Source organism: Pseudomonas fluorescens (assembly GCF_902497855.1).
Taxonomy (GTDB): domain Bacteria; phylum Pseudomonadota; class Gammaproteobacteria; order Pseudomonadales; family Pseudomonadaceae; genus Aquipseudomonas; species Aquipseudomonas fluorescens_BI.
The window spans coordinates 20,024-43,946 of the sequence record NZ_CABVHU010000024.1; the positions used below are offsets into that span (position 1 = coordinate 20,024).

Sequence of the window (23,923 nt, forward strand, 5' to 3'; positions counted from 1 at the left end):
ACAACATGACTATTGGTGTAGTCGGTCGTAAATGCGGTATGACCCGTATTTTCACCGAAGAAGGTGTCTCCATTCCGGTCACGGTCATTGAGATCGAGCCGAATCGCGTCACCCAGTTCAAAACTGAAGAGACCGATGGCTATCGTGCAGTGCAAGTCACTGTAGGCGAGCGTCGTGCTTCGCGTGTTACAGCAGCTCAGGCTGGCCACTTCGCTAAAGCGAACGTTGCCGCTGGTCGTACCGTAATGGAATTCCGCCTTGAAGAAGGCGAGTACCAGGCCGGCGATCTGATCAACGCTGAAATCTTCGCCGCTGGTCAACTGGTTGATGTAACCGGTCAGTCCAAGGGTAAAGGCTTCCAGGGTACGATCAAGCGTTGGAATTTCCGCGGGCAAGATAATACCCACGGTAACTCCGTGTCCCACCGCGTTCCAGGCTCTATCGGCCAGTGCCAGACTCCTGGTCGTGTATTCAAGGGCAAAAAAATGTCCGGTCATATGGGCGCTGAGCGCGTGACCGTGCAGTCCCTCGAAGTAGTGCGCGTGGACGCTGAACGCAATCTGTTGTTGGTCAAGGGTGCTGTTCCTGGCGCTACTGGCGGCAACTTGGTTGTACGTCCAGCAGCCAAGGCTCGCGGTTAAGGGGAAGCTGACATGCAATTAAATGTAAATGACGCTCAAGCGATCGAAGTTTCCGAACTGACATTTGGCGGCGAATTCAACGAGACGCTGGTTCACCAAGCAGTCGTGGCCTACATGGCCGGCGGCCGTCAGGGTTCCAAGCAGCAAAAGACCCGTTCCGACGTTCGTGGTGGCGGTAAGCGCCCATGGCGTCAGAAAGGTACTGGCCGTGCTCGTGCCGGTACTATCCGTAGCCCAATCTGGCGTGGCGGCGGTACCACTTTCGCAGCTCGTCCTCAGGATCACACCCAGAAGCTGAACAAGAAGATGTATCGCGCAGCAATGCGTTCCATCCTTGCTGAGCTGGTGCGTACTGATCGTCTGGTTGTGGTTCAGGACTTCGCTGTTGATGCACCGAAGACCAAAGATCTGCTGAACAAACTGACCGGCATGGGCCTGACTGACGTCTTGATCGTGTCTGAAGTGGTTGATCAGAACCTGTACCTGGCTGCTCGCAACCTGCCACACGTTGATGTACGTGACGTGCAAGGTTCCGATCCAGTTAGTCTGATCGCATACGACAAGGTGTTGATCACCGTGTCGGCCGTGAAGAAATTCGAGGAGCTGCTGGGATGAACCAGGAACGCGTATTTAAAGTTCTGCTTGGCCCGCACGTTTCCGAGAAGGCTACGGTTCTGGCTGACAAGAAAGGCCAGTTCGTTTTCAAGGTTGCAACTGACGCAACCAAGCTGGAAATCAAGAAGGCCGTCGAAAGCCTGTTCAGCGTGAAAGTAGAGCGTGTTACTACCCTGAACGTTCTGGGTAAGAGCAAGCGCACTGCTCGCGGTCTGGGCAAGCGTAATGACTGGAAGAAGGCAGTTATCTCCCTTCAGCCAGGCCAAGATCTCGATTTCAGCAGCAGTGCTGAGTAAGGAAGGGGTGCATCATGGCAATCGTTAAATGCAAACCGACTTCCCCTGGCCGCCGTTTTGTGGTCAAGGTGGTCAACCAGGAGCTGCATAAAGGCGCTCCTCACGCACCGCTGCTCGAGAAAAAATCGAAGACTGGTGGTCGTAACAACAATGGTCGCATTACCACTCGTCACATCGGTGGTGGCCATAAGCAGCATTATCGTCTGGTCGATTTCCGTCGTAACGACAAAGATGGCATCTCTGCCACTGTCGAGCGTATCGAATACGATCCAAACCGTACTGCTCACATCGCTCTGCTGCTGTACGCAGATGGCGAGCGTCGCTACATCATCGCGCCTAAAGGCGTGAGTGCTGGCGACCAGCTGATCGCAGGTGCTCTGGCACCGATCAAGCCGGGCAACGCTCTGCAACTGCGTAACATTCCAGTTGGTAGCACCGTACACGGCATCGAATTGAAGCCAGGTAAAGGCGCACAGATCGCTCGTTCCGCTGGTGCTTCGGCTCAGCTGATCGCTCGTGAAGGTGTCTACGTGACCCTGCGTCTGCGTTCTGGTGAGATGCGTAAAGTGCTGGCTGAATGCCGCGCGACCCTGGGTGAAGTCTCGAACTCCGAGCACAGCCTGCGTTCGCTGGGTAAAGCTGGTGCCAAACGCTGGCGTGGCGTTCGCCCAACCGTTCGTGGTGTTGCCATGAACCCGGTTGACCACCCACATGGTGGTGGTGAAGGTCGTACCTCTGGTGGTCGTCATCCGGTATCGCCATGGGGCTTCCCGACTAAGGGCGCGAAGACTCGTGGTAATAAGCGTACCGACAAAATGATCGTCCGTCGTCGCAAGTAAATAGAGGGATACGACAGTGCCACGTTCTCTGAAAAAAGGTCCTTTTATTGATCTTCACCTACTGAAGAAGATCGAAGTGGCGGCGGAAAAGAACGATCGCAAACCAGTGAAAACCTGGTCGCGTCGTTCGATGATCCTGCCACAAATGGTCGGTTTGACCATTGCAGTGCATAACGGTCGTCAACATGTTCCAGTTCTCGTGAACGAAGACATGGTCGGCCACAAACTGGGCGAGTTTGCCGGTACCCGCACATATCGTGGGCACGTGGCAGACAAGAAAGCCAAGCGTTAAGGGGTAAGGAACGATGGAAGTAGCCGCTAAGTTGTCGGGCGCTCGAATCTCCGCCCAGAAAGCCCGCTTGGTCGCCGACCAGATCCGCGGGAAGAAGGTGGGCGAAGCGCTCAACCTGTTGGCTTTCAGCAGTAAGAAAGCCGCCGAGATCATGAAGAAAGTGCTGGAGTCGGCCGTAGCCAACGCCGAGCATAACGAAGGCGCAGACGTTGATGACCTTAAAGTCAGCACCGTTTTCGTCAACGAAGGGCGTTCGCTGAAGCGAATCATGCCACGTGCCAAAGGCCGTGCTGATCGCATCGTCAAGCGGTCTTGCCATATCACTGTCAAGGTTGCTGACAAGTAACGGAGTCGAAGAGATGGGTCAGAAAGTACATCCCATTGGCATTCGCCTGGGAATCGTCAAGGAGCACACCTCCGTCTGGTACGCAGACGGTCGGACTTATGCGGACTATTTGTTCGCTGATCTGAAGGTGCGTGAGTATCTCCAAGACAAACTAAAAAGCGCGTCCGTAAGCCGTATCGATATCCATCGTCCGGCTCAAACTGCACGTATCACCATCCACACCGCTCGTCCAGGTATCGTTATCGGGAAGAAAGGTGAAGATGTTGAGAAACTGCGTCAGGACCTGACCAAGCAAATGGGTGTGCCTGTGCACATCAATATCGAAGAAATCCGCAAGCCGGAACTCGACGGTATGTTGGTTGCGCAGAGCGTAGCTCAGCAGCTGGAGCGTCGCGTAATGTTCCGTCGCGCTATGAAGCGCGCTGTACAGAACGCCATGCGCATTGGTGCCAAAGGCATCAAAATCCAAGTGAGCGGTCGTCTCGGCGGTGCTGAAATCGCACGTACTGAATGGTATCGCGAAGGTCGTGTGCCACTGCACACCCTGCGTGCCGACATCGACTATGCCAACTACGAAGCTCACACCACTTATGGTGTGATCGGTGTAAAGGTTTGGATCTTCAAAGGCGAAGTAATTGGTGGTCGCCAAGAAGAACTGAAACCACAAGCACCAGCGCCTCGTAAAAAAGCTGCTAAGTAAGGGGTACGCCAAATGTTGCAACCAAAGCGTACGAAGTTCCGCAAGCAGATGACTGGCCACAACCGTGGCTTGGCTCAGCGCGGTAGCAAAGTCAGCTTCGGCGAGTATGCGCTGAAGTCTGTAGCTCGTGGTCGTCTCACCGCTCGTCAGATCGAGTCAGCGCGTCGTGCACTGACCCGTCACGTTAAACGTGGCGGCAAGATCTGGATCCGTGTATTCCCGGACAAGCCTATTTCCAAAAAGCCCCTCGAAGTTCGGATGGGTAAAGGTAAGGGTAGTGTCGAGTACTGGGTTGCCCAGATTCAGCCAGGCAAAGTCCTGTATGAAATCGAGGGTGTTTCTGAAGAGCTGGCGCGTGAGGCTTTTGCCCTGGCTGCTGCAAAGCTGCCGCTCGCCACCGCTTTTGTTAAACGGACGGTGATGTGATGAAAGCGAACGAACTTCGTGAAAAAGACGCGCCGCAGCTTAACGAGCAACTGCTCGGCCTGCTGCGCGACCAGTTCAATCTGCGCATGCAGAAAGCAACTGGCCAGTTGGGGCAGTCTCACCTGCTCCGGCAAGTTAAGCGTGACATCGCTCGCGTGAAGACTGTGCTCAAACAGCAGGCAGGTAAGTAATCATGGCTGAAGCCGAAAAAACCGTCCGTACGCTGACTGGCCGTGTTGTCAGCGACAAAATGGACAAGACCATCACCGTTCTGATCGAGCGTCGCGTAAAGCACCCGATCTACGGTAAATACGTTAAGCGTTCGACTAAGCTGCACGCGCACGACGAAACCAATCAGTGCCACATCGGCGACAAAGTCACTATTCGTGAAACTCGTCCTTTGGCCAAGACCAAGTCTTGGGCGCTGGTTGATGTTCTCGAACGCGCTGTGGAAGTCTAAGGACTAGGGGTCGGAGAAATTATATGATTCAGACTCAATCCATGCTCGATGTGGCCGATAACAGCGGCGCACGCCGCGTTATGTGCATCAAGGTGCTGGGTGGCTCCCATCGTCGTTACGCTGGTATCGGTGACATCATCAAAGTTACCGTGAAGGAAGCAATTCCTCGCGGTAAAGTGAAAAAAGGCCAAGTGATGACTGCTGTTGTAGTCCGCACTCGTCACGGCGTACGTCGTGCTGATGGCTCCATTATCCGCTTTGATGGCAACGCTGCTGTTCTTCTGAACAACAAGCAAGAGCCGATCGGCACCCGTATCTTTGGGCCAGTGACCCGTGAACTTCGTACTGAGAAGTTCATGAAGATCGTCTCGCTCGCCCCAGAAGTGCTGTAAGGAGATCCGACATGCAAAAGATTCGTCGTGACGACGAGATCATCGTGATCGCCGGCAAAGACAAAGGTAAGCGCGGTAAGGTGCTTAAGGTTCTCGCTAACAACCGTCTGGTTATTGGCGGTCTGAACCTGGTAAAGCGTCATACCAAGCCTAACCCGATGTCGGGCGTGCAAGGCGGTATCGTCGAAAAAGAAGCTCCACTGGATGCTTCTAACGTCGCCATTTTCAACGGCGAAACCAACAAGGCTGATCGCGTTGGTTTCAAGGTAGAAGACGGCAAGAAAATTCGTGTCTTCAAGTCGACCCAAAAAGCGGTTGATGCTTGAACACTGCTAGGTAGATGAGACCATGGCACGACTAAAAGAGATTTACTGGAAGGAAATCGCACCGAAACTTAAGGAAGAACTTAAGCTTTCGAACGTGATGGAAGTTCCACGCGTTACAAAAATCACCCTGAACATGGGTCTGGGCGAAGCAGTCGGTGACAAAAAAGTCATCGAGCACGCTGTTGCCGACCTGGAAAAGATCACCGGTCAGAAAGTCGTTGTGACTTACGCTCGGAAATCCATCGCTGGCTTTAAAGTCCGTGAAGGTTGGCCGATCGGCGTCAAAGTGACCCTGCGCCGTGAGCGTATGTACGAATTCCTGGATCGTCTGCTGTCGATCTCCCTGCCTCGGGTTCGCGACTTCCGCGGCCTGAATGCCAAGTCCTTCGATGGTCGTGGTAACTACAGCATGGGCGTTAAAGAGCAGATCATCTTCCCGGAAATCGACTACGACAAGATCGATGCTCTCCGCGGTCTGGACATTACCCTGACCACCACTGCCAAGAACGATGATGAAGGTCGCGCCCTGTTGCGTGCTTTCAAATTCCCGTTCCGCAACTGATTGGAGTAGGAAAATGGCCAAGATGAGCATGAAAAACCGCGAGCTGAAGCGTCAGCTCACGGTTGCCAAGTACGCCAAGAAGCGTGCAGCACTGAAAGCTATCATCGTTGATTTGAACGCAAGTCCAGAAGCACGTTGGGAAGCTACAGTCGCTCTGCAGAAGCAGCCACGTGACGCAAGCGCTTCGCGCATGCGTAACCGCTGCCGCCTGACCGGTCGTCCACACGGCGTTTACCGCAAGTTCGGCCTTGGCCGTAACAAGCTGCGTGAAGCTGCAATGCGTGGTGACGTACCTGGTCTGGTTAAAGCCAGCTGGTAAGCACTGTCAAAGTCTCGGTGGTTGGAATCGCAAGATCCTGACCACCGGTGACCTTGAACTTGAATCAAGCCCCTTTTGGGGCTTGATTCATTTGTGGGGTGTGTCTAGAATACCCGGCTCGCCTGAGCCCGTGCTTTTTTCGCATGGATGTACTCGGCGACACGTAGTAGCCGCAAGGCTAATTTTTTGTGTATTAGGAGCGTCTAGCCCATGAGTATGCAGGACCCGTTAGCGGACATGCTAACTCGAATCCGTAATGCCCAGATGGCTGAAAAGTCCGTCGTAAGCATGCCATCTTCTACTTTGAAGGTAGCTGTTGCCAAAGTCCTGAAGGACGAAGGTTACATTGCGGGTTATCAGATCAGCAGCGAAATCAAGCCACTGCTGTCTATCGAGCTGAAATATTTCGAAGGCCGTCCGGTCATCGAAGAAGTGAAGCGCGTTAGCCGTCCAGGCCTGCGTCAGTACAAGTCCGTCGATGATCTGCCGAAAGTTCGTGGCGGTCTCGGTGTGTCTATCGTCTCCACCAACAAAGGTGTGATGACGGATCGTGCTGCGCGCGCTGCCGGTGTCGGCGGCGAAGTTCTTTGCACTGTGTTCTAAGGGGGGATAAGCATGTCACGCGTCGCTAAGAACCCCGTTAAGCTGCCAGCCGGTGTCGAAGTCAAATTCGCAGGCCAACAGCTTTCGGTGAAGGGTGCCAAGGGCACTCTCGAACTGAACATCCATTCGTCCGTTGAGATCGTTGAAGAAGCCGGTGAGCTGCGTTTCGCTGCTCGCAATGGCGATCAACAGACTCGCGCAATGGCTGGTACCACTCGTGCGTTGGTAAACAACATGGTCCAAGGCGTAAGCCAAGGCTTCGAGCGCAAGCTCCAGCTGGTCGGTGTTGGTTACAAAGCGCAAGCAAAAGGCACAGTGCTGAACCTGGCTCTTGGCTTCTCGCACCCAGTGGATTATGAACTGCCGGAAGGCATCACCGCTGAGACTCCTAGCCAGACCGATATCCTGATCAAGGGCATCGATAAGCAGCTGGTAGGTCAAGTGGCCGCCGAGATCCGCGACTTCCGTCCACCAGAGCCGTACAAAGGCAAAGGTGTGCGCTACGCGGACGAAGTCGTCCGTCGTAAAGAAGCCAAGAAGAAGTAGGGCATAGCAAATGACCGACAAAAAAGTTACTCGACTGCGTCGCGCTCGCAAAGCACGCCTGAAAATGCACGAACTCGAAGTCGTGCGTCTCTGCGTGTTCCGCTCGTCGCAGCACATCTACGCCCAGGTCATTTCGGCCGACGGCAACAAAGTCCTGGCATCTGCCTCGACTTTGGATAAAGAACTGCGTGATGGCGCCACTGGCAACATCGACGCGGCCACTAAGGTTGGCCAGCTGGTCGCTACGCGTGCAAAAGCCGCTGGCGTCTCGCAGGTGGCTTTCGACCGCTCTGGCTTCAAGTACCACGGCCGCGTCAAGGCGCTGGCTGATGCTGCTCGTGAAGCTGGGCTGGAGTTCTAAGTTATGTCAAATAACGACCAAAAGCGCGACGAAGGCTACATCGAGAAGCTGGTTCAAGTTAACCGCGTAGCCAAAACCGTTAAAGGCGGCCGTATCTTCACTTTCACCGCGTTGACCGTGGTTGGTGATGGTAAAGGGCGTGTTGGCTTCGGCCGTGGCAAGTCACGTGAAGTGCCTGCTGCGATCCAGAAGGCAATGGAAGCTGCTCGCCGCAACATGATCCAAGTTGATCTGAACGGCACCACGCTGCAGTACGCAATGAAGTCCGGTCACGGCGCTTCGAAGGTGTACATGCAGCCTGCTTCTGAAGGTACCGGTATCATCGCTGGCGGCGCTATGCGTGCTGTCCTCGAGGTTGCTGGCGTTCAGAACGTTCTGGCCAAGTGCTACGGCTCGACTAACCCGGTAAACGTGGTTCACGCCACTTTCAAAGGTTTGAAGGCCATGCAGTCTCCTGAATCCATTGCCGCCAAGCGTGGCAAAAGCGTCAAGGAGATCTTCTGATCATGGCTACCGTTAAAGTTACGCTGATCAAAAGCATGACCGGCCGCATCCCTAACCACAAACTGTGCGTTAAGGGTCTGGGTCTGCGTCGCATCGGTCACACTGTAGAAGTACTTGATACTCCCGAGAATCGCGGGATGATCAACAAGGCTTACTACATGCTGCGTGTCGAGGGTTAATCGATGAAACTCAATGATCTGAGTCCAGCGCCGGGTTCCCGTCGCGAAAAGCATCGTCCGGGCCGTGGTATCGGTAGTGGTTTGGGCAAGACCGGTGGCCGTGGCCACAAAGGTCAGTCCTCCCGCTCCGGTGGCACCATTGCTCCAGGCTTTGAAGGCGGTCAACAGCCGCTGCATCGTCGCCTGCCGAAGTTCGGTTTCGTTTCCCTGAAGGCCATGGACCGCGCAGAAGTGCGTCTGTCCGAGCTGGCTAAAGTGGAAGGCGACATCGTCTCCGTGCAGTCCCTGAAAGATGCCAACGTGATCAACGTCAACGTACAGCGTGTGAAAATCATGCTGTCCGGCGAAGTTACTCGCGCTGTCACCATCGGAAAGGGAATCGGCGCCACCAAAGGTGCGCGTGCGGCTATCGAAGCAGCTGGCGGCAAGTTCGAGGAATAAATGGCTAAGCAAGGTGCTCTCTCTGCGCTCGGCAAAGGCGGTATGTCTGAACTCTGGGCTCGTCTGCGTTTTCTGTTCCTGGCGATTATCGTCTACCGAATAGGCGCACACATCCCGGTTCCAGGTATCAACCCGGACCGACTCGCGGACCTGTTTCGACAGAATGAGGGGACCATTCTTAGCTTGTTCAACATGTTTTCCGGCGGCGCGCTGGAACGGATGAGCATCTTTGCACTGGGGATCATGCCGTACATTTCGGCATCGATCATCATGCAGCTGATGTCCGCCGTCAGCCCGCAACTGGAGCAGTTGAAGAAGGAAGGTGAAGCTGGGCGTCGCAAGATCGCCCAGTACACCCGCTACGGCACTGTCGTCCTCGCTCTTGTTCAGGCCATTGGCATGTCCATTGGTCTGGCGGGGCAGGGCGTATCGTTCACTGGTGACTTTGGCTTCCATTTCGTCGCGGTATCCACGTTTGTGGCTGGTGCGATGTTCATGATGTGGCTGGGTGAGCAGATTACTGAGCGTGGTGTTGGCAACGGTATCTCGATGTTGATTTTCGCAGGTATCGTCGCCGGTCTTCCGAGAGCGATCGGGCAGTCTTTCGAGTCTGCGCGTCAGGGTGATATCAACATTTTCGCCCTGGTTGCCATCGGTTTGCTGGCAGTAGCGATTATCGGTTTCGTGGTGTTCATTGAGCGTGGTCAGCGTCGTATTGCTGTTCACTACGCCAAGCGCCAGCAGGGCCGTAAGGTCTTCGCTGCGCAGACCAGCCACTTGCCGCTGAAGGTGAACATGGCCGGTGTTATTCCGGCCATTTTCGCGAGCAGCATCTTGCTGTTCCCGGCTTCGTTGGGTACCTGGTTCGGCCAGTCCGAAGGTTTGGGCTGGTTGCAGGACATCTCGCAGTCGATCGCTCCTGGTCAGCCGTTGAATATTCTGCTGTTTAGTGCAGGGATTATTTTCTTCTGCTTCTTCTATACGGCGTTGATGTTCAATCCGAAAGACGTAGCGGAAAACCTGAAGAAGTCCGGTGCCTTTATTCCGGGCATCCGTCCAGGCGAGCAGTCGGCGCGCTACATTGATGGCGTTCTGACCCGTTTGACCCTGTTCGGTGCTCTATATATGACGGCCGTGTGCCTGTTGCCCCAGTTCCTGGTGGTTGCAGCAAACGTTCCGTTCTACCTTGGCGGGACCTCGTTGCTGATCGTCGTCGTGGTTGTGATGGACTTCATGTCCCAAGTACAATCGCACCTCGTTTCGCACCAGTACGAATCCCTGATGAAGAAAGCCAACCTGAAGGGCTACGGCAGCGGCATGTTGCGCTGAGTACCCCATAAGGTTCGAGGAGTTGGTGATGAAAGTTCGTGCATCGGTGAAAAAGCTGTGCCGCAACTGCAAGATTATTCGCCGCGAAGGTGTTGTTCGAGTAATTTGCAGCGCGGAACCGCGTCACAAACAGCGCCAAGGCTGAGTGTGATCCGCTTGAAGCCCGGCAGCTAGTGCGCTGCCGGGTTGATTATTTGTTATTACAGCGATATTATCTCGCGCCCTATTTCTTGGCTTCCGGGGCGTAGGTAGCTGTCAATTGGAGTCCCACTGAATGGCCCGTATTGCAGGCGTTAACATTCCAGATAACAAGCACACTGTTATCTCGCTGACCTACATCTATGGTGTTGGTCGCACAACTGCACAGAAAATTTGTGCAGTGACTGGGGTAAACCCAGCCGCAAAGATCAAGGATCTGAGCGACGAGCAGATTGAACAGCTGCGTGGCGAAGTGGCGAAGTTCACCACTGAAGGTGACCTGCGTCGCGAAATCAACATGAAAATCAAGCGTTTGATGGACCTCGGTTGCTATCGCGGTCTGCGTCATCGTCGTGGTCTTCCAGTACGCGGTCAGCGTACCAAGACTAACGCGCGTACCCGTAAAGGTCCGCGTAAGCCGATCCGCAAGTAATCGCCCCAGCGAATCGACAGGAAAATTATCATGGCAAAACCTGCTGCTCGTCCTCGTAAAAAAGTTAAAAAGACAGTGGTTGATGGCATCGCCCACATCCATGCTTCTTTTAACAACACAATCGTGACCATCACCGACCGTCAAGGTAACGCGCTTTCTTGGGCTACCTCCGGTGGTTCGGGTTTCCGCGGTTCCCGCAAGTCCACCCCGTTTGCTGCTCAAGTAGCTGCTGAACGTGCTGGTCAAGCTGCGCTGGAATACGGCCTGAAAAACCTCGACGTTAACGTCAAGGGTCCAGGTCCAGGTCGTGAGTCTGCTGTCCGTGCTTTGAACGGCTGTGGCTATAAGATCGCCAGCATCACCGACGTGACGCCAATCCCGCACAACGGGTGCCGTCCGCCGAAGAAGCGCCGCGTGTAATCCAGGAGATTGTAAAGAATGGCTCGTTACATTGGTCCAAAATGCAAACTCGCTCGTCGCGAAGGCACCGATCTCTTCCTGAAGAGCGGCGTGCGCGCGATCGAATCGAAGTGCAACATCGAAGCAGCACCTGGTATCCACGGCCAACGCCGCGGTCGCCAGTCCGATTACGGCACCCAACTGCGTGAAAAGCAGAAGGTCCGTCGTATCTACGGCGTTCTCGAGCGTCAATTCAGCGGCTACTACAAAGAAGCTGCTGGCAAGAAAGGCGCAACCGGCGAAAACCTGTTGCAGCTGCTCGAATGCCGTCTGGACAACGTTGTATACCGTATGGGTTTTGGCTCTACTCGTGCCGAATCCCGTCAGCTGGTATCGCACAAATCCGTCAGCGTTAACGGTCAGACCGTAAACGTGCCGTCGTACCAGGTTCGTGCTGGTGACGTGGTCGCGATTCGCGAGAAAGCAAAGAACCAACTTCGCATTGTCCAAGCTCTCGATCTGTGTGCCCAACGTGGCCGCGTAGAATGGGTAGAAGTAGACACTGAGAAGAAGTCGGGCGTTTTCAAGAACGTTCCAGCTCGCAGTGATCTGTCCGCCGACATCAACGAAAGCCTGATTGTCGAGCTCTACTCCAAGTAAGGGCTAGAAAATAGGTGCATCCATGCAGATTTCGGTAAATGAGTTCCTGACACCCCGCCATATTGATGTGCAGGTTGTCAGTCCAACCCGCGCCAAGATCACTCTCGAGCCTCTCGAGCGTGGTTTTGGCCACACCCTGGGCAACGCGCTGCGCCGCATCCTGTTGTCCTCAATGCCCGGCTGTGCAGTAGTCGAGGCCGAGATTGACGGTGTGCTCCACGAGTACAGCGCCATCGAAGGTGTACAGGAAGACGTAATTGAAATCCTGTTGAACCTTAAAGGTCTGGCTATCAAGCTGCACGGCCGTGACGAAGTTACGCTGACCTTGTCGAAGAAGGGTTCGGGGGTGGTTACCGCTGCCGATATTCAGCTGGATCATGATGTCGAGATCGTTAACCCCGATCACGTAATCGCTAACCTGGCGTCTAACGGCGCCTTGAACATGAAGCTCACCGTAGCTCGTGGTCGTGGTTATGAACCGGCAGACTCGCGTCAGAGCGATGAAGACGAAAGCCGCAGCATCGGTCGCTTGCAGCTTGACTCTTCGTTCAGCCCGGTTCGCCGTATCGCATACGTGGTGGAAAACGCCCGTGTCGAGCAGCGTACTAACCTGGACAAGCTGGTTATTGATCTGGAAACCAACGGTACCCTGGATCCTGAAGAGGCTATCCGTCGTGCTGCAACCATCCTGCAACAGCAGTTGGCTGCGTTCGTCGATCTCAAAGGTGACAGTGAGCCAGTGGTTGTCGAGCAGGAAGACGAGATCGATCCGATCCTGCTTCGCCCGGTTGACGATCTGGAACTGACTGTACGTTCGGCTAACTGCCTTAAGGCGGAAAACATCTACTACATCGGTGACCTGATTCAGCGTACCGAAGTAGAGCTGTTGAAGACTCCGAACCTGGGCAAGAAATCCTTGACTGAAATCAAGGACGTTCTGGCCTCCCGCGGTCTGTCCCTCGGCATGCGCCTCGACAACTGGCCGCCTGCAAGTCTTAAGAAGGACGACAAGGCGACTGCCTGATCGTCGTAATCACCGAACGTTGTGTTTGGTAAGGAATGAACCATGCGTCATCGTAAAAGTGGTCGTCACCTGAGCCGCACTAGCTCGCACCGCAAGGCCATGTTTCAAAACATGGCAGTGTCGCTGTTCGAGCACGAGCTGATCAAAACTACACTGCCGAAAGCTAAAGAACTGCGTCGCGTTGCTGAGCCGCTGATCACTTTGGCCAAGACAGACAGCCTGGCTAACCGCCGTCTGGCTTTCGACCGTACTCGTTCGAAAGCTATCGTTGGTAAGCTCTTCAACGACCTGGGCAAGCGTTACGCTACCCGTGAGGGTGGCTACCTGCGCATCCTCAAGTGCGGCTTCCGCACTGGCGACAACGCGCCTATGGCGTACGTCGAGTTGGTTGATCGTCCTGCCGGTGGTGAAGCTGTATCCGCTGAGTAAGACGTCAGTCTGAAACAAAGAACCGGGCCTAGCGCCCGGTTTTTTGTGTCTGTGAGAAACGCGCGATCTGTACAAGCTCTCCTGCGATTCATGCCGTCATTATGCGAACGGGATGATTGGTAGTATTTTTCTATTGATCTCTGCGACTTAATAAATTGGTAGCTTTCCTGATCAATGGTCAATACTCCGTCCCAAGCCGATTAGCCGGCAGTTCAAGACTGACAAAGGATGAGATCGCATGAGCCAAAGTAAAACGCTTACCACCGCCAGTGGCGCTCCTGTCGCCGATAACCAGAATTCCCGTTCCGCCGGCCCTCGAGGCCCGCTGCTGCTCGACGACTTCCACCTGATCGAGAAGCTTGCCCACTTCAACCGTGAAAACATTCCTGAGCGTCGTGTGCACGCCAAAGGCTCGGGTGCTTACGGTACGTTCACTGTGACACGCGACATCACCGAGTACACCAGCGCCAAGCTGTTTGAGTCCGTTGGCAAGCAAACCCCAACCTTCCTGCGGTTTTCCACCGTCGGCGGGGAGCGCGGTTCAGCCGACACCGAGCGCGACCCGCGCGGCTTCGCCCTGAAGTTCTATACCGAGGAAGGTAACTGGGACATTGTCGGCAACAACACGCCCGTATTCTTCATCCGTGATCCCCTCAAATTCCCGGACTTTATCCACACCCAAAAGCGCTTGCCGCAAAGCAACCTGAAAAGCGCGCAGATGATGTGGGACTTCTGGTCGCACTCCCCCGAGGCGCTGCACCAGGTGACGATCCTGTTCTCGGACCGCGGCATTCCTGACGGCTATCGTCACATGCACGGCTTCGGTAGCCACACCTACAGCCTGATCAGCGCCAATGGCGAGCGGCACTGGGTGAAATGGCACTACAAGACCCAACAAGGGATCAAGAACCTGGCGCCGGCTGAGGCGGCACGCTTGGCCGGTACCGATCCAGATTACGCACAGCGTGACCTGTTCGAGGCGATCGAGCGCGGTGATTTCCCGAAATGGCGCGTGTGTATTCAGATCATGACCGAGGCTCAAGCCGCGGCGCACTATGAGAACCCTTTCGACGTGACCAAGACCTGGTCGCAGAAAGAATTTCCGCTGATCGAAGTCGGCGAGTTGGAACTCAACCGCAATCCACTGAATTACTTCGCAGAAGTGGAGCAGGCGGCATTCGGTCCAAGCAACATGGTGCCCGGCGTCGGGCTGTCGCCAGACCGCATGCTGCAAGGTCGGGTGTTCGCTTACGCGGATGCGCATCGCTACCGTATCGGCACCAACCACCAGCAACTGCCGGTGAACGCGCCGCGCAGTCCGGTTAACAGCTACCAGCGTGATGGGTCGATGGTGTTCGGCGCCAATGGCGGTGCGGCACCTAACTATGAACCCAACAGCTACGTCGAATCGCCGAAGCAAGTGACTCGTTACGCCGAGCCCGCCCTGGCCCTCAGCGGTGCGGCGGATCGTTACGATCACCGCGAAGATACCGATTACTACAGCCACGCCGGTGCGCTGTTCCGTTTGATGAGCGCCGAGCAGAAAACCCTGCTGGTAAACAATATTGCCGGTGCCATGGCAGGTGTTTCCGGTGATGTGGTTGACCGACAATTGCAGCATTTCTTCAGGGCCGATCAGGCGTATGGAGAAGCAATCGCACAGGCGTTGGGCGTACAGCTTAACGAAGTCTAAACGAGAAGCAGAACCGCCCTCATTTGGGCGGTTTTTGCGTTATTTAAGCTGCTTTTCTCAGAATATCTTCGCTTTTATAGCGTCAAGTGAGTGACCTTGCGCTCAGGTTGGTTCAAACTACAGACTTTAAAGCAGGGAGATGTAGGGCGATGCAAGGCCACCCAGACGTAATCGATTACCTCAACACGTTGCTGACCGGCGAACTGGCGGCGCGTGATCAATATTTCATCCATTCGCGGATGTACGAGGACTGGGGTTTCACCGAGCTCTACGAACGTATCAACCACGAGATGGAAGAAGAAGCAGGGCATGCCGATGCGCTGATGCGCCGGATCCTGATGCTCGAAGGCACGCCACGTATGCGCCCGGATGACCTGGATGTCGGCACCACCGTGCCCGACATGCTCGCTGCCGACCTGCGCCTGGAATACAAAGTACGCGCAGCACTCTGCAAGGGCATCGAGCTCTGCGAGCAGCACAAGGACTACGTCAGTCGCGAGATGCTGCGTATCCAGCTCAATGACACCGAAGAAGATCACACCTACTGGTTGGAGAAGCAGTTGGGTCTGATCAAGTTGATCGGGCTGGAGAATTACCTGCAATCGCAGTTCTGATGCCGCGGAACCGTAGGAGCCCGGCTTGCCGGCGAAGGCGTCCATGAGACCGCTATCGCCAGCAAGCTTGGCTCCTGCAGGTTCTTAACAAAAAGCCCCTGTCACCGACAAAGTGACAGGGGCTTTTTCATGGGCCTTGATTCAGGCCCTGTCGCGCTCCAGCAGCGGCTTGAGATAGAAGCCGGTATGCGATTGCTTCATCTCCGACACTTCCTCCGGCGTGCCGACAGCAATGATCTGCCCGCCCTTGGAACCGCCCTCCGGCCCCAGGTCCACCAACCAGTCGGCTGTCTTGATCACGTCGAGGTTGTGCTCGATGACCACCACGGTATTGCCGTGGTCGCGCAGACGATGCAGCACGTCGAGCAGTTGCTGGATATCCGCGAAGTGCAGGCCGGTGGTCGGCTCATCGAGGATGTACAAGGTCTTGCCGGTATCGCGTTTGGACAGCTCGCGGGACAGTTTCACCCGCTGGGCTTCACCACCCGATAGCGTAGTCGCCGATTGCCCCAGCTTGATGTACGACAGGCCCACATCCATCAGCGTCTGAAGCTTGCGCGCCAACGCCGGCACCGCGTCGAAGAACACCCGGGCTTCCTCGATGGTCATCTCCAGGGTTTCGTGGATGCTCTTGCCCTTGTACTTGATCTCCAGCGTTTCGCGGTTGTAGCGCTTGCTCTTGCAGACGTCGCACGGGACATAGATGTCCGGCAGGAAGTGCATCTCCACCTTGATCAGGCCATCGCCCTGACAGGCCTCGCAGCGCCCGCCCTTCACGTTGAAAGAGAAGCGCCCTGGACCGTATCCACGCGAGCGGGACTCCGGCACACCGGCGAACAGTTCGCGAATCGGCGTGAACAGCCCGGTATAGGTCGCCGGGTTGGAGCGCGGCGTGCGCCCGATCGGGCTCTGGTCGATGTCGACCACCTTGTCCAGATGCTCGAGGCCCTTGATGCTGTCGTGGGCGGCAGCCTCCAGGGTCGTGGCACCGTTGAGTGCGGTGGCGCTCAACGGAAACAGCGTGTTGTTGATCAGCGTCGACTTGCCCGAACCGGACACGCCGGTCACGCAGGTGAGCAGGCCGATCGGGATGTCGAGGTCGACATCGCGCAAGTTATTGCCGCGCGCGCCCTTGAGCGACAGCGACAACTTTTTATTACGCGGTGTGCGTTTAGCGGGAACGGCGATCTTCACTCGTCCCGACAGATACTTGCCCGTCAGCGAGTCAGGGTGAGCCATGACCTCGGCCGGTGTGCCTTCGGCGACGATATGCCCGCCATGCACGCCAGCGCCCGGGCCAATGTCGACCACGTAGTCGGCCAGGCGAATCGCATCTTCGTCGTGCTCGACCACAATCACCGTGTTGCCGATATCCCGAAGGTGCTTGAGCGTGCCGAGCAACCGGTCGTTGTCCCGCTGGTGCAGGCCAATCGACGGCTCATCGAGGATGTACAGAACCCCCACCAGGCCGGCACCGATCTGGCTGGCCAGGCGAATCCGCTGGGCCTCGCCGCCAGACAGCGTATCCGCACTGCGGTCCAGCGACAGATAATCAAGACCTACGTTGACCAGGAACTGCAGGCGCTCGCGGATTTCCTTGAGAATCTTGTCGGCAATTTCGCCGCGGCGGCCCGTCAGCTTCAGCACGCCGAAATACTCACAGGCATCGCCGATCGGCAGATTGGTCACTGCCGGCAAAGTTTTCTCGCCTACCCAAACGTGCCGCGCTTCGCGACGCAGACGGGTACCACGGCAATCAGGGCAAGGTTGTGTGCTGAGGAACTTGGCCAGTTCTTCCCGCACCGAGGCGGACTCGGTCTCTCGGTAGCGACGCTCCAGGTTCGGCACGATGCCTTCGAACGGGTGCGAGCGTTTGACGATATCGCCCCGGTCGTTCAGGTACTTGAAGTCGACGTTCTGCGAACCGCTGCCGTGCAGGATGAACTTCTGCTGATCGGCCGGCAGTTCGTTGAACGGCACTTCCAGGCTGAACTTGTAGTGCGAAGCCAACGACCCGAGCATCTGGAAGTAATAGACGTTGCGCCGGTCCCAGCCACGAATCGCGCCCTCGGCCAGGGTCAGCTCGCCATTGACCAGTCGCTTGATGTCGAAGAACTGCTTCACGCCCAGGCCATCGCAGGTCGGGCAAGCACCGGCCGGGTTGTTGAAAGAGAACAGCTTGGGTTCGAGCTCACTGATGGCGTGGCCGCAGATCGGGCAGGCGAAACGCGCGGAGAAGATGATCTCTTCACCCGGCTCGTCGTCCATCGGCGCCACAAGGGCGATGCCGTCCGCCAGCTTCAGCGCGGTCTCGAACGACTCTGCCAGACGCTGTTGCAGGTCGGCGCGCACTTTGAAACGGTCGACCACCACATCGATCGTGTGCTTCTTCTGTTTATCCAGCTTCGGCAACTCGTCCAGCTCGCACAGCCTGCCATTGACCCGGGCCCGCACGAAACCCTGGGCTCGCAGTTCCTCGAAAACCGACAGGTGTTCGCCTTTACGCTCGCGGATCACCGGGGCCAGCAGCATCAGCTTGCTGCCCTCCGGTTGCGCGAGGACCAGGTCGACCATCTGGCTGACGGTCTGGGCCTCCAGTGGAATGTCGTGATCCGGGCAGCGGGGAATTCCCACGCGAGCGTAGAGCAGGCGCAGGTAGTCGTAGATTTCAGTGATGGTGCCGACCGTCGAGCGCGGGTTGTGCGAGGTCGATTTCTGTTCGATGGAGATGGCTGGCGACAAACCTTCTATGGTGTCGACGTCCGGTTTTTCCATCATCGACAGGAACTGCCGGGCGTAGGCCGAAAGCGATTCGACGTAGCGGCGCTGGCCTTCAGCGTACAGCGTGTCGAAGGCCAAGGACGATTTGCCGGATCCGGACAGGCCGGTGATAACGATCAGTTTGTCCCGTGGCAGGGTCAGGTCGATGTTCTTCAGGTTGTGGGTTCGGGCCCCACGAATCAGGATCTTGTCCAAAGTGGCCTCGCTTGGCGGGCGTCGAAAACGTAGGAGTATACGGCCAAATACTGGATGGATGCACACTATCAAACGAGCGGATTGTTGCCTTACATGAAGAGTCTGTCAGCGAAGCGCGTCAAAGCGTCGCGATATACCCTGTCAATCGATGGGACTGGTAGAATCGCCGCCGGTTCACATGAGGTTTTTCCATGCACGATCCCCACAGCGAACGCATGAGTGGCAGTGAGACACGCGCAGCAAGCGGTCTGGCCCTGGTGTTCGCGTTCCGTATGCTTGGCATGTTCATGGTGTTGCCGGTACTGGCGACCTATGGCATGGATCTGGCGGGAGCGACCCCGGCCCTCATCGGGCTGGCGATTGGCGCTTACGGCCTGACCCAGGCGATCTTCCAGATTCCTTTCGGTTTCATTTCCGACCGCATCGGTCGCCGACCGGTGATTTACCTGGGACTGATCGTATTCGCCCTCGGCAGCGTGCTGGCGGCCAATGCCGATTCGATCTGGGGCGTGATCGCCGGACGCATCCTGCAAGGTGCCGGGGCGATTTCAGCGGCGGTGATGGCGCTATTGTCGGACCTGACCCGTGAACAGCATCGGACAAAGGCCATGGCCATGATCGGCATGACCATCGGCCTGTCGTTCGCTGTCGCCATGGTGGTGGGGCCGTTGCTGACGCGCGCCTTCGGTCTGTCCGGGCTGTTCCTGGCCACGGGCGGCATGGCGCTGTTGGGCATCCTGATTGTGATGTTCATGGTGCCGCGCTCCACCGGACCGCTGCAGCATCGCGAGTCCGGCGTCGCGCGTCAGGCGCTGCTGCCGACGCTCAAGCATCCGGACCTGCTGCGCCTGGACCTGGGCATTTTTGTGTTGCACGCGATGTTGATGTCGAGCTTCGTTGCATTGCCCCTGGCCCTGGTCGAAAAAGCCGGGCTGCCCAAGGAGCAGCACTGGTGGGTGTACCTGACCGCGCTGCTGATTTCCTTCTTCGCCATGATCCCGTTCATCATCTACGGCGAGAAGAAACGCAAAATGAAACGAGTTTTACTGGGCGCGGTGCTGACGCTGATGCTCACTGAGCTATTCTTCTGGCAGTTCGGCGATAGCTTGCGGGCCCTGGTGATCGGGACGGTGGTGTTCTTCACCGCGTTCAACTTGCTGGAAGCTTCGTTGCCATCGCTGATCAGCAAGGTTTCACCGGCGGGCGGCAAGGGCACGGCGATGGGAGTTTACTCCACCAGCCAGTTCCTCGGTTCGGCGTTGGGCGGGATCCTCGGCGGCTGGCTGTTCCAGCATGGCGGTTTGTCGGTTGTCTTCCTCGGATGCGCCGGGCTGTCTGCCCTCTGGTTGGCCTTTGCTGTTACCATGCGCGAACCTCCCTACGTCACGAGCCTGCGCTTGCCGCTGTCGCCCGAGGCAATCCGCGAAGCGGGTCTGGTCGAGCGCCTGATGGCCGTCGTAGGGGTAACAGATGCAGTGATAGTCGCGGATGAAGCGGCCATTTACATCAAATTGGACACAGAACTATTGGATCGCACCACCCTCGAGCGTCTGGTGAACAACCCGGCCGCGACAGCGTGCGAAGCCTAGGAGAACGTTATGGCCCGTGGGGTTAACAAAGTCATATTGGTCGGCACTTGCGGCCAGGATCCCGAAGTTCGCTACCTGCCGAACGGTAACGCCGTGACCAACCTGAGTCTGGCGACCAGCGAACAGTGGACCGACAAGCAAACCGGTCAGAAGGTCGAGAAAACCGAGTGGCACCGTGTGTCGATGTTCGGCAAGGTGGCGGAAATCGCCGGCGAATACCTGCGTAAAGGTTCGCAGGTCTACATCGAAGGCAAGCTGCAGACCCGCGAGTGGGAAAAAGACGGCATCAAGCGTTACACCACTGAAATCGTGGTCGACATGCAAGGCACCATGCAACTGCTGGGCGGCCGTCCACAGCAGGGCGACCAACAAGGCGGGGGCAATAACTACCAGCAGTCCGCCCCGGCCCCGCGCCAACAGGCTCCGCGTCCGCAGCAGTCGGCACCGCAACAGTCGCGCCAGGCTCCGCCTCCACAGCAGGCCGCGCCGCAACCAGCTCCGGATTTCGACAGCTTTGATGACGATATCCCGTTCTAGGATATGGCTTAGACCTTTGTAAGGTTTAGCCCCGAAACCCCCGATCAATCCTCTGGACTGGTCGGGGGTTTTCTTTTGCACCTCATTTTGTAGGAGCCAAGCTTGCTGGCGAAGAACGATAACGCGGTTTTCCTGATTTACCGCGTCATCGTTCTTCGCCAGCAAGCTTGGCTCCTACAGGATTGCGGTCAACGGGATAACGTCGTGACGTTGGCCCGTGCCGTGTGCAGCTTTTTGTAGCTCTCAATCAGGCGCAGGTGCCTGTCGAGCCCCTCCAGTTTCATGCTGGTCGGCGTCAAGCCATGGAAGCGCACGCTGCCGTCGACCGATCCGATCGCTGCATCCATCCGCTCGTTGCCAAACATCCGGCGGAAATTAGCCTCGTAGTCTTCCAGTTCCAGGTCTTCGTCCAGCTTCATCTCCAGCACCACGTTGATGGCCTGGTAGAACAAGCCGCGCTCAACCGTGTTGTCGTTGTACTGCAGGAACATTTCCACCGCTTCTTTCGCCTCTTCATATTGCTGCAAGGCGAGATAAATCAGCAGCTTCAACTCCAGGATCGTCAGCTGACCCCAGGCGGTATTGTCGTCGAATTCGATGCCGATCAAGCTGGTGATGTCGGTGTAGTCGTCCAGTTCGCTTTCCACCAGACGCTCGACCAGCGCTCGCAGCTCGTCTTCGTCCAGGCGATGCAGGTTCAGGATGTCGGCGCGGAAGAACAGCGCTTTGTTGGTGTTATCCCAGATCAGATCGTCTACCGGATAAATCTCCGAATAGTCCGGTACCAGGATGCGGCAGGCCTTAGCGCCGATATGCTCGTAGACCGCCATGTACACTTGCTTGCCCATGCCTTCGAGAATGCCGAACAAGGTCGCGGCTTCCTCGGCATTCGAGTTTTCACCCTGGCCGGAGAAGTCCCACTCCACGAATTCGTAATCCGACTTCGAGCTGAAGAAGCGCCACGACACCACGCCGCTGGAGTCGATGAAGTGCTCGACGAAGTTATTCGGCTCGGTCACGGCATGGCCTTCAAACGTCGGCTGGGGCAAGTCGTTGAGGCCTTCGAAGCTGCGGCCCTGCAGCAATTCGGTCAGGCTGCGCTCCAGCGCCACTTCCAGGCTCGGATGCGCACCGAACGAGGCGAACACACCGCCGGTACGCGGGTTCATCAGCGTGACGCACATCACCGGGAATTCACCGCCCAGGGACGCATCCTTTACCAGCACGGGGAACCCTTGTTCTTCCAGTGCCTGAATACCGGCCAGTATCCCGGGATACTTCGCCAGCACGTTGGCCGGCACATCCGGCAGGGCAAATTCACCTTCGATGATTTCGCGTTTTACCGCGCGTTCGAAGATCTCCGACAAGCACTGCACCTGGGCTTCGGCCAGGGTGTTACCGGCACTCATGCCGTTGCTCAGGAACAGGTTTTCCACCAGATTGGACGGGAAGTACACCACCTCGCCGTCCGACTGGCGCACGTACGGCAGCGAGCAGATGCCACGCTCTTCGTTGCCCGAGTTGGTATCGATCAGATGGGAACCACGCAGCTCGCCGTCGCGGTTGTAAATTTTCAGGCAGTACTCGTCGAGAATTTCCGCCGGCAGTGCATCTTTACGGCCAGGCTTGAACCAGCGCTCATTCGGGTAGTGCACAAACGCGGCGTTGGCGATGTCTTCGCCCCAGAACTGATCGTTGTAGAAGAAGTTGCAGTTGAGTCGCTCGATGAACTCGCCCAGCGCCGACGCCAACGCGCCTTCCTTGGTCGAACCCTTGCCGTTGGTGAAGCACATCGGCGAGTGCGCATCGCGGATATGCAGCGACCACACATTGGGCACGATATTGCGCCACGAGGCGATTTCAATCTTCATGCCCAGGTCTGCCAGGATGGCCGACATATTGGCAATGGTTTGCTCCAGCGGCAGATCCTTACCGGCAATATAAGTGCTCGCCTCTGAGTTGGCGGCAGGCATCAGCAATGCCTGGGCATCGGCGTCGAGGTTTTCGACCTCTTCGATCACAAACTCAGGCCCGGCTTGCACCACTTTTTTCACGGTGCAACGGTCGATGGAGCGCAGGATGCCTTGGCGGTCCTTGTCCGAGATGTCCGCGGGCAACTCGACCTGAATCTTGAAAATCTGGTTGTAGCGGTTTTCCGGATCAACAATGTTGTTCTGCGACAAGCGGATGTTTTCGGTGGGAATGCTGCGAGTGTCGCAGTACAACTTCACGAAATAGGCCGCACACAAAGCCGATGACGCCAAAAAGTAGTCGAACGGACCCGGTGCCGAGCCATCGCCCTTGTAGCGGATAGGTTGATCGGCCACCACCGTGAAGTCATCGAACTTGGCTTCAAGTCGAAGGTTGTCGAGAAAGTTGACCTTGATTTCCATGGGGGATTACCAGAATAACGGCTAGACGATTGGCCGCCATTATCCGGCTTTTCAGCGGTAAGTCTTGTGGTTCTCTGTCCTGAGCCAGGTTTACAAAAAAGGCCAGAATCCTGCGAACGCTACTGGCCTTTTGGTTTTGGAGTGAGGCGTTTAGCGACTGGCCCCCAGGAACTCGTCGGTGGACACCACACTCGCATAGGCAAAACCCAAGGCCGACATGAAGGCCGCGTGCACGTGGGCTGCCGGAACGGTAAGACCGTTGAACTCCAGATCGCGGGAGGCACAGGCGTCGTGGATGACGGTGACGGTGTAGCCCATGTCGGCCGCCGCGCGGGTGATGCCATCGACGCACATGTGGCTCATGCTGCCGACCACCACCAGCTCCTTGATGCCTTGCTCGTCGAGGATCGATTTCAGTTCGGTTTCGCGAAACGAATTGACGAAGTGCTTGAGCACGACCGGCTCGTCGGCGCGGTTGAGGACTTTGGGGTGCAGCTTTGCGCCTTTTGAGCCTGGCGTGAAGAACGGCGCGTCGTCGGAGGTGAACTCGTGGCGGATGTGTACCACCGAATCACCGGCGTCACGGAAGGCTTTGATCAAGCGTACAGCGTTGTCCGCCGCGGCATCGGCGCCCACCAGCGGCCACTTGCCTTGGGGAAAGTAGTCGTTCTGGATATCGACTACGATGAGAGCTTGTCGGGTCATGACTGTTTCCTTGAAGTGTGGGTTGGTGTGGAATGAAGTATCGGGTCTGGCCGGCCGCCCGAGGATTGGCTGCACCGACAATAGCAAGGGGAAAAC

34 protein-coding genes are annotated in these 23,923 nt (G+C 56.6%); 31 read left to right on the forward strand and 3 right to left on the reverse strand.

The window, feature by feature from the left end; all coding sequences use genetic code 11:
• Positions 1-5: 5 nt before the first annotated feature.
• From rplC to bfr, 29 genes are all read left to right on the forward strand, one after another.
• Positions 6-641, forward strand: coding sequence for a 50S ribosomal protein L3 (gene rplC / locus F8N96_RS31385; RefSeq protein WP_003186059.1), 636 nt, complete (start codon positions 6-8; stop codon positions 639-641).
• Between the two features lie 12 nt (positions 642-653).
• Complete coding sequence (rplD, locus tag F8N96_RS31390; RefSeq protein WP_007896707.1) at positions 654-1,256, forward strand: 50S ribosomal protein L4; 603 nt, start codon at positions 654-656, stop codon at positions 1,254-1,256.
• Positions 1,253-1,552 (forward strand): 50S ribosomal protein L23, encoded by a 300-nt coding sequence (rplW, locus tag F8N96_RS31395; RefSeq protein ID WP_002555488.1) that lies wholly within the window; start codon positions 1,253-1,255, stop codon positions 1,550-1,552. Before rplD ends, rplW begins: the two co-directional genes overlap by 4 nt.
• Before the next feature lie 14 nt (positions 1,553-1,566).
• Positions 1,567-2,391 (forward strand): 50S ribosomal protein L2, encoded by an 825-nt coding sequence (gene rplB, locus F8N96_RS31400; protein WP_003176423.1) that lies wholly within the window; start codon positions 1,567-1,569, stop codon positions 2,389-2,391.
• Positions 2,392-2,407: 16 nt separating this feature from the next.
• Positions 2,408-2,683: a 30S ribosomal protein S19 gene (gene rpsS / locus F8N96_RS31405; protein WP_002555486.1), complete on the forward strand. Its 276-nt coding sequence runs from the start codon at positions 2,408-2,410 to the stop codon at positions 2,681-2,683.
• 13 nt (positions 2,684-2,696) lie between these two features.
• Positions 2,697-3,029 carry a 50S ribosomal protein L22 gene (gene rplV, locus F8N96_RS31410; RefSeq protein WP_003103908.1) on the forward strand — a complete coding sequence of 111 codons (333 nt, stop codon included), beginning with the start codon at positions 2,697-2,699 and terminating at the stop codon, positions 3,027-3,029.
• Positions 3,030-3,042: 13 nt separating this feature from the next.
• Positions 3,043-3,729 carry a 30S ribosomal protein S3 gene (gene rpsC / locus F8N96_RS31415; RefSeq protein WP_003176422.1) on the forward strand — a complete coding sequence of 229 codons (687 nt, stop codon included), beginning with the start codon at positions 3,043-3,045 and terminating at the stop codon, positions 3,727-3,729.
• 12 nt (positions 3,730-3,741) lie between these two features.
• A complete protein-coding gene (rplP, locus tag F8N96_RS31420) occupies positions 3,742-4,155 on the forward strand; it encodes a 50S ribosomal protein L16 (protein ID WP_007943783.1) in 414 nt (137 codons plus the stop codon).
• On the forward strand, positions 4,155-4,346 hold the full coding sequence (rpmC, locus tag F8N96_RS31425) for a 50S ribosomal protein L29 (RefSeq protein ID WP_008030901.1): 192 nt from the start codon (positions 4,155-4,157) through the stop codon (positions 4,344-4,346). The genes rplP and rpmC overlap by 1 nt, the downstream gene beginning before the upstream one ends.
• Positions 4,347-4,348: 2 nt before the next feature.
• Entirely contained in the window at positions 4,349-4,615 is a 267-nt protein-coding gene (gene rpsQ, locus F8N96_RS31430) for a 30S ribosomal protein S17 (RefSeq protein ID WP_003176419.1), read from the forward strand.
• 23 nt (positions 4,616-4,638) lie between these two features.
• Positions 4,639-5,007 carry a 50S ribosomal protein L14 gene (rplN, locus tag F8N96_RS31435; RefSeq protein WP_002555479.1) on the forward strand — a complete coding sequence of 123 codons (369 nt, stop codon included), beginning with the start codon at positions 4,639-4,641 and terminating at the stop codon, positions 5,005-5,007.
• Between the two features lie 11 nt (positions 5,008-5,018).
• Positions 5,019-5,333, forward strand: coding sequence for a 50S ribosomal protein L24 (rplX, locus tag F8N96_RS31440; RefSeq protein WP_003176416.1), 315 nt, complete (start codon positions 5,019-5,021; stop codon positions 5,331-5,333).
• A gap of 22 nt (positions 5,334-5,355) precedes the next feature.
• Positions 5,356-5,895 carry a 50S ribosomal protein L5 gene (rplE, locus tag F8N96_RS31445; RefSeq protein WP_003176415.1) on the forward strand — a complete coding sequence of 180 codons (540 nt, stop codon included), beginning with the start codon at positions 5,356-5,358 and terminating at the stop codon, positions 5,893-5,895.
• Positions 5,896-5,908: 13 nt separating this feature from the next.
• Positions 5,909-6,214, forward strand: a complete 306-nt coding sequence (gene rpsN, locus F8N96_RS31450) for a 30S ribosomal protein S14 (protein WP_003176414.1) — start codon at positions 5,909-5,911, stop codon at positions 6,212-6,214.
• Positions 6,215-6,424: 210 nt separating this feature from the next.
• Positions 6,425-6,817 carry a 30S ribosomal protein S8 gene (gene rpsH / locus F8N96_RS31455; protein WP_003186040.1) on the forward strand — a complete coding sequence of 131 codons (393 nt, stop codon included), beginning with the start codon at positions 6,425-6,427 and terminating at the stop codon, positions 6,815-6,817.
• A gap of 12 nt (positions 6,818-6,829) precedes the next feature.
• Positions 6,830-7,363 (forward strand): 50S ribosomal protein L6, encoded by a 534-nt coding sequence (rplF, locus tag F8N96_RS31460; RefSeq protein ID WP_003176412.1) that lies wholly within the window; start codon positions 6,830-6,832, stop codon positions 7,361-7,363.
• 10 nt (positions 7,364-7,373) lie between these two features.
• Positions 7,374-7,724 carry a 50S ribosomal protein L18 gene (gene rplR / locus F8N96_RS31465; RefSeq protein WP_003186037.1) on the forward strand — a complete coding sequence of 117 codons (351 nt, stop codon included), beginning with the start codon at positions 7,374-7,376 and terminating at the stop codon, positions 7,722-7,724.
• Between the two features lie 3 nt (positions 7,725-7,727).
• Complete coding sequence (gene rpsE, locus F8N96_RS31470; protein WP_007943782.1) at positions 7,728-8,228, forward strand: 30S ribosomal protein S5; 501 nt, start codon at positions 7,728-7,730, stop codon at positions 8,226-8,228.
• 2 nt (positions 8,229-8,230) lie between these two features.
• Positions 8,231-8,407 (forward strand): 50S ribosomal protein L30, encoded by a 177-nt coding sequence (gene rpmD / locus F8N96_RS31475; RefSeq protein WP_003186033.1) that lies wholly within the window; start codon positions 8,231-8,233, stop codon positions 8,405-8,407.
• A 3-nt stretch (positions 8,408-8,410) separates the two neighbouring features.
• A complete protein-coding gene (gene rplO / locus F8N96_RS31480; RefSeq protein ID WP_064680056.1) occupies positions 8,411-8,848 on the forward strand; it encodes a 50S ribosomal protein L15 in 438 nt (145 codons plus the stop codon).
• Positions 8,849-10,177, forward strand: coding sequence for a preprotein translocase subunit SecY (gene secY / locus F8N96_RS31485; RefSeq protein WP_064680055.1), 1,329 nt, complete (start codon positions 8,849-8,851; stop codon positions 10,175-10,177). It abuts the gene before it with no gap.
• A gap of 28 nt (positions 10,178-10,205) precedes the next feature.
• Entirely contained in the window at positions 10,206-10,322 is a 117-nt protein-coding gene (gene rpmJ, locus F8N96_RS31490) for a 50S ribosomal protein L36 (protein ID WP_002555468.1), read from the forward strand.
• Between the two features lie 129 nt (positions 10,323-10,451).
• Positions 10,452-10,808, forward strand: coding sequence for a 30S ribosomal protein S13 (rpsM, locus tag F8N96_RS31495; RefSeq protein ID WP_003186020.1), 357 nt, complete (start codon positions 10,452-10,454; stop codon positions 10,806-10,808).
• 30 nt (positions 10,809-10,838) lie between these two features.
• The gene (gene rpsK / locus F8N96_RS31500) at positions 10,839-11,228 is read left to right on the forward strand and encodes a 30S ribosomal protein S11 (RefSeq protein WP_002555466.1); all 390 of its coding nucleotides are present in this window, start codon (positions 10,839-10,841) and stop codon (positions 11,226-11,228) included.
• A gap of 18 nt (positions 11,229-11,246) precedes the next feature.
• Complete coding sequence (rpsD, locus tag F8N96_RS31505) at positions 11,247-11,867, forward strand: 30S ribosomal protein S4 (RefSeq protein ID WP_003210056.1); 621 nt, start codon at positions 11,247-11,249, stop codon at positions 11,865-11,867.
• Between the two features lie 22 nt (positions 11,868-11,889).
• Positions 11,890-12,891 carry a DNA-directed RNA polymerase subunit alpha gene (locus F8N96_RS31510; RefSeq protein ID WP_003186012.1) on the forward strand — a complete coding sequence of 334 codons (1,002 nt, stop codon included), beginning with the start codon at positions 11,890-11,892 and terminating at the stop codon, positions 12,889-12,891.
• A 42-nt stretch (positions 12,892-12,933) separates the two neighbouring features.
• Positions 12,934-13,320 carry a 50S ribosomal protein L17 gene (gene rplQ, locus F8N96_RS31515; protein ID WP_008145500.1) on the forward strand — a complete coding sequence of 129 codons (387 nt, stop codon included), beginning with the start codon at positions 12,934-12,936 and terminating at the stop codon, positions 13,318-13,320.
• Positions 13,321-13,558: 238 nt separating this feature from the next.
• On the forward strand, positions 13,559-15,013 hold the full coding sequence (locus F8N96_RS31520) for a catalase (protein WP_150801099.1): 1,455 nt from the start codon (positions 13,559-13,561) through the stop codon (positions 15,011-15,013).
• A gap of 149 nt (positions 15,014-15,162) precedes the next feature.
• Positions 15,163-15,627, forward strand: coding sequence for a bacterioferritin (gene bfr, locus F8N96_RS31525; RefSeq protein WP_059402166.1), 465 nt, complete (start codon positions 15,163-15,165; stop codon positions 15,625-15,627).
• Between the two features lie 141 nt (positions 15,628-15,768).
• Here the strand turns inward: bfr and uvrA are convergent, their stop codons facing one another.
• Positions 15,769-18,603 carry an excinuclease ABC subunit UvrA gene (uvrA, locus tag F8N96_RS31530; protein ID WP_064680053.1) on the reverse strand — a complete coding sequence of 945 codons (2,835 nt, stop codon included), beginning with the start codon at positions 18,601-18,603 and terminating at the stop codon, positions 15,769-15,771.
• 191 nt (positions 18,604-18,794) lie between these two features.
• Here uvrA and F8N96_RS31535 point away from each other — a divergent pair, with 191 nt between their 5' ends.
• On the forward strand, positions 18,795-20,192 hold the full coding sequence (locus tag F8N96_RS31535) for an MFS transporter (RefSeq protein WP_150801100.1): 1,398 nt from the start codon (positions 18,795-18,797) through the stop codon (positions 20,190-20,192).
• A 9-nt stretch (positions 20,193-20,201) separates the two neighbouring features.
• Entirely contained in the window at positions 20,202-20,729 is a 528-nt protein-coding gene (locus F8N96_RS31540; protein ID WP_010467282.1) for a single-stranded DNA-binding protein, read from the forward strand.
• Between the two features lie 188 nt (positions 20,730-20,917).
• Here the strand turns inward: F8N96_RS31540 and F8N96_RS31545 are convergent, their stop codons facing one another.
• Together F8N96_RS31545 and F8N96_RS31550 are read right to left on the reverse strand one after the other, a co-directional pair.
• Entirely contained in the window at positions 20,918-23,122 is a 2,205-nt protein-coding gene (locus F8N96_RS31545; protein ID WP_150801101.1) for an OsmC domain/YcaO domain-containing protein, read from the reverse strand.
• A gap of 150 nt (positions 23,123-23,272) precedes the next feature.
• The gene (locus tag F8N96_RS31550) at positions 23,273-23,827 is read right to left on the reverse strand and encodes a cysteine hydrolase family protein (RefSeq protein ID WP_150801102.1); all 555 of its coding nucleotides are present in this window, start codon (positions 23,825-23,827) and stop codon (positions 23,273-23,275) included.
• Positions 23,828-23,923: the final 96 nt, after the last annotated feature.

Excerpts from the sequence above, each read along its gene's own strand:
- rplC (WP_003186059.1), top strand. The coding sequence starts at position 6 with ATGACTATTGGTGTAGTCGGTCGTAAATGCGGTATGACCCGTATTTTC.
- rplD (WP_007896707.1), top strand. The coding sequence starts at position 654 with ATGCAATTAAATGTAAATGACGCTCAAGCGATCGAAGTTTCCGAACTG.
- rplW (WP_002555488.1), top strand. The coding sequence starts at position 1,253 with ATGAACCAGGAACGCGTATTTAAAGTTCTGCTTGGCCCGCACGTTTCC.
- rplB (WP_003176423.1), top strand. The coding sequence starts at position 1,567 with ATGGCAATCGTTAAATGCAAACCGACTTCCCCTGGCCGCCGTTTTGTG.
- rplV (WP_003103908.1), top strand. The coding sequence starts at position 2,697 with ATGGAAGTAGCCGCTAAGTTGTCGGGCGCTCGAATCTCCGCCCAGAAA.
- rpsC (WP_003176422.1), top strand. The coding sequence starts at position 3,043 with ATGGGTCAGAAAGTACATCCCATTGGCATTCGCCTGGGAATCGTCAAG.
- rplP (WP_007943783.1), top strand. The coding sequence starts at position 3,742 with ATGTTGCAACCAAAGCGTACGAAGTTCCGCAAGCAGATGACTGGCCAC.
- rpmC (WP_008030901.1), top strand. The coding sequence starts at position 4,155 with ATGAAAGCGAACGAACTTCGTGAAAAAGACGCGCCGCAGCTTAACGAG.
- rpsQ (WP_003176419.1), top strand. The coding sequence starts at position 4,349 with ATGGCTGAAGCCGAAAAAACCGTCCGTACGCTGACTGGCCGTGTTGTC.
- rplN (WP_002555479.1), top strand. The coding sequence starts at position 4,639 with ATGATTCAGACTCAATCCATGCTCGATGTGGCCGATAACAGCGGCGCA.
- rplX (WP_003176416.1), top strand. The coding sequence starts at position 5,019 with ATGCAAAAGATTCGTCGTGACGACGAGATCATCGTGATCGCCGGCAAA.
- rplE (WP_003176415.1), top strand. The coding sequence starts at position 5,356 with ATGGCACGACTAAAAGAGATTTACTGGAAGGAAATCGCACCGAAACTT.
- rpsN (WP_003176414.1), top strand. The coding sequence starts at position 5,909 with ATGGCCAAGATGAGCATGAAAAACCGCGAGCTGAAGCGTCAGCTCACG.
- rpsH (WP_003186040.1), top strand. The coding sequence starts at position 6,425 with ATGAGTATGCAGGACCCGTTAGCGGACATGCTAACTCGAATCCGTAAT.
- rplF (WP_003176412.1), top strand. The coding sequence starts at position 6,830 with ATGTCACGCGTCGCTAAGAACCCCGTTAAGCTGCCAGCCGGTGTCGAA.
- rplR (WP_003186037.1), top strand. The coding sequence starts at position 7,374 with ATGACCGACAAAAAAGTTACTCGACTGCGTCGCGCTCGCAAAGCACGC.
- rpsE (WP_007943782.1), top strand. The coding sequence starts at position 7,728 with ATGTCAAATAACGACCAAAAGCGCGACGAAGGCTACATCGAGAAGCTG.
- rpmD (WP_003186033.1), top strand. The coding sequence starts at position 8,231 with ATGGCTACCGTTAAAGTTACGCTGATCAAAAGCATGACCGGCCGCATC.
- rplO (WP_064680056.1), top strand. The coding sequence starts at position 8,411 with ATGAAACTCAATGATCTGAGTCCAGCGCCGGGTTCCCGTCGCGAAAAG.
- secY (WP_064680055.1), top strand. The coding sequence starts at position 8,849 with ATGGCTAAGCAAGGTGCTCTCTCTGCGCTCGGCAAAGGCGGTATGTCT.
- rpmJ (WP_002555468.1), top strand. The coding sequence starts at position 10,206 with ATGAAAGTTCGTGCATCGGTGAAAAAGCTGTGCCGCAACTGCAAGATT.
- rpsM (WP_003186020.1), top strand. The coding sequence starts at position 10,452 with ATGGCCCGTATTGCAGGCGTTAACATTCCAGATAACAAGCACACTGTT.
- rpsK (WP_002555466.1), top strand. The coding sequence starts at position 10,839 with ATGGCAAAACCTGCTGCTCGTCCTCGTAAAAAAGTTAAAAAGACAGTG.
- rpsD (WP_003210056.1), top strand. The coding sequence starts at position 11,247 with ATGGCTCGTTACATTGGTCCAAAATGCAAACTCGCTCGTCGCGAAGGC.
- F8N96_RS31510 (WP_003186012.1), top strand. The coding sequence starts at position 11,890 with ATGCAGATTTCGGTAAATGAGTTCCTGACACCCCGCCATATTGATGTG.
- rplQ (WP_008145500.1), top strand. The coding sequence starts at position 12,934 with ATGCGTCATCGTAAAAGTGGTCGTCACCTGAGCCGCACTAGCTCGCAC.
- F8N96_RS31520 (WP_150801099.1), top strand. The coding sequence starts at position 13,559 with ATGAGCCAAAGTAAAACGCTTACCACCGCCAGTGGCGCTCCTGTCGCC.
- bfr (WP_059402166.1), top strand. The coding sequence starts at position 15,163 with ATGCAAGGCCACCCAGACGTAATCGATTACCTCAACACGTTGCTGACC.
- F8N96_RS31535 (WP_150801100.1), top strand. The coding sequence starts at position 18,795 with ATGCACGATCCCCACAGCGAACGCATGAGTGGCAGTGAGACACGCGCA.
- F8N96_RS31540 (WP_010467282.1), top strand. The coding sequence starts at position 20,202 with ATGGCCCGTGGGGTTAACAAAGTCATATTGGTCGGCACTTGCGGCCAG.
- F8N96_RS31545 (WP_150801101.1), bottom strand. The coding sequence starts at position 23,122 with ATGGAAATCAAGGTCAACTTTCTCGACAACCTTCGACTTGAAGCCAAG.
- F8N96_RS31550 (WP_150801102.1), bottom strand. The coding sequence starts at position 23,827 with ATGACCCGACAAGCTCTCATCGTAGTCGATATCCAGAACGACTACTTT.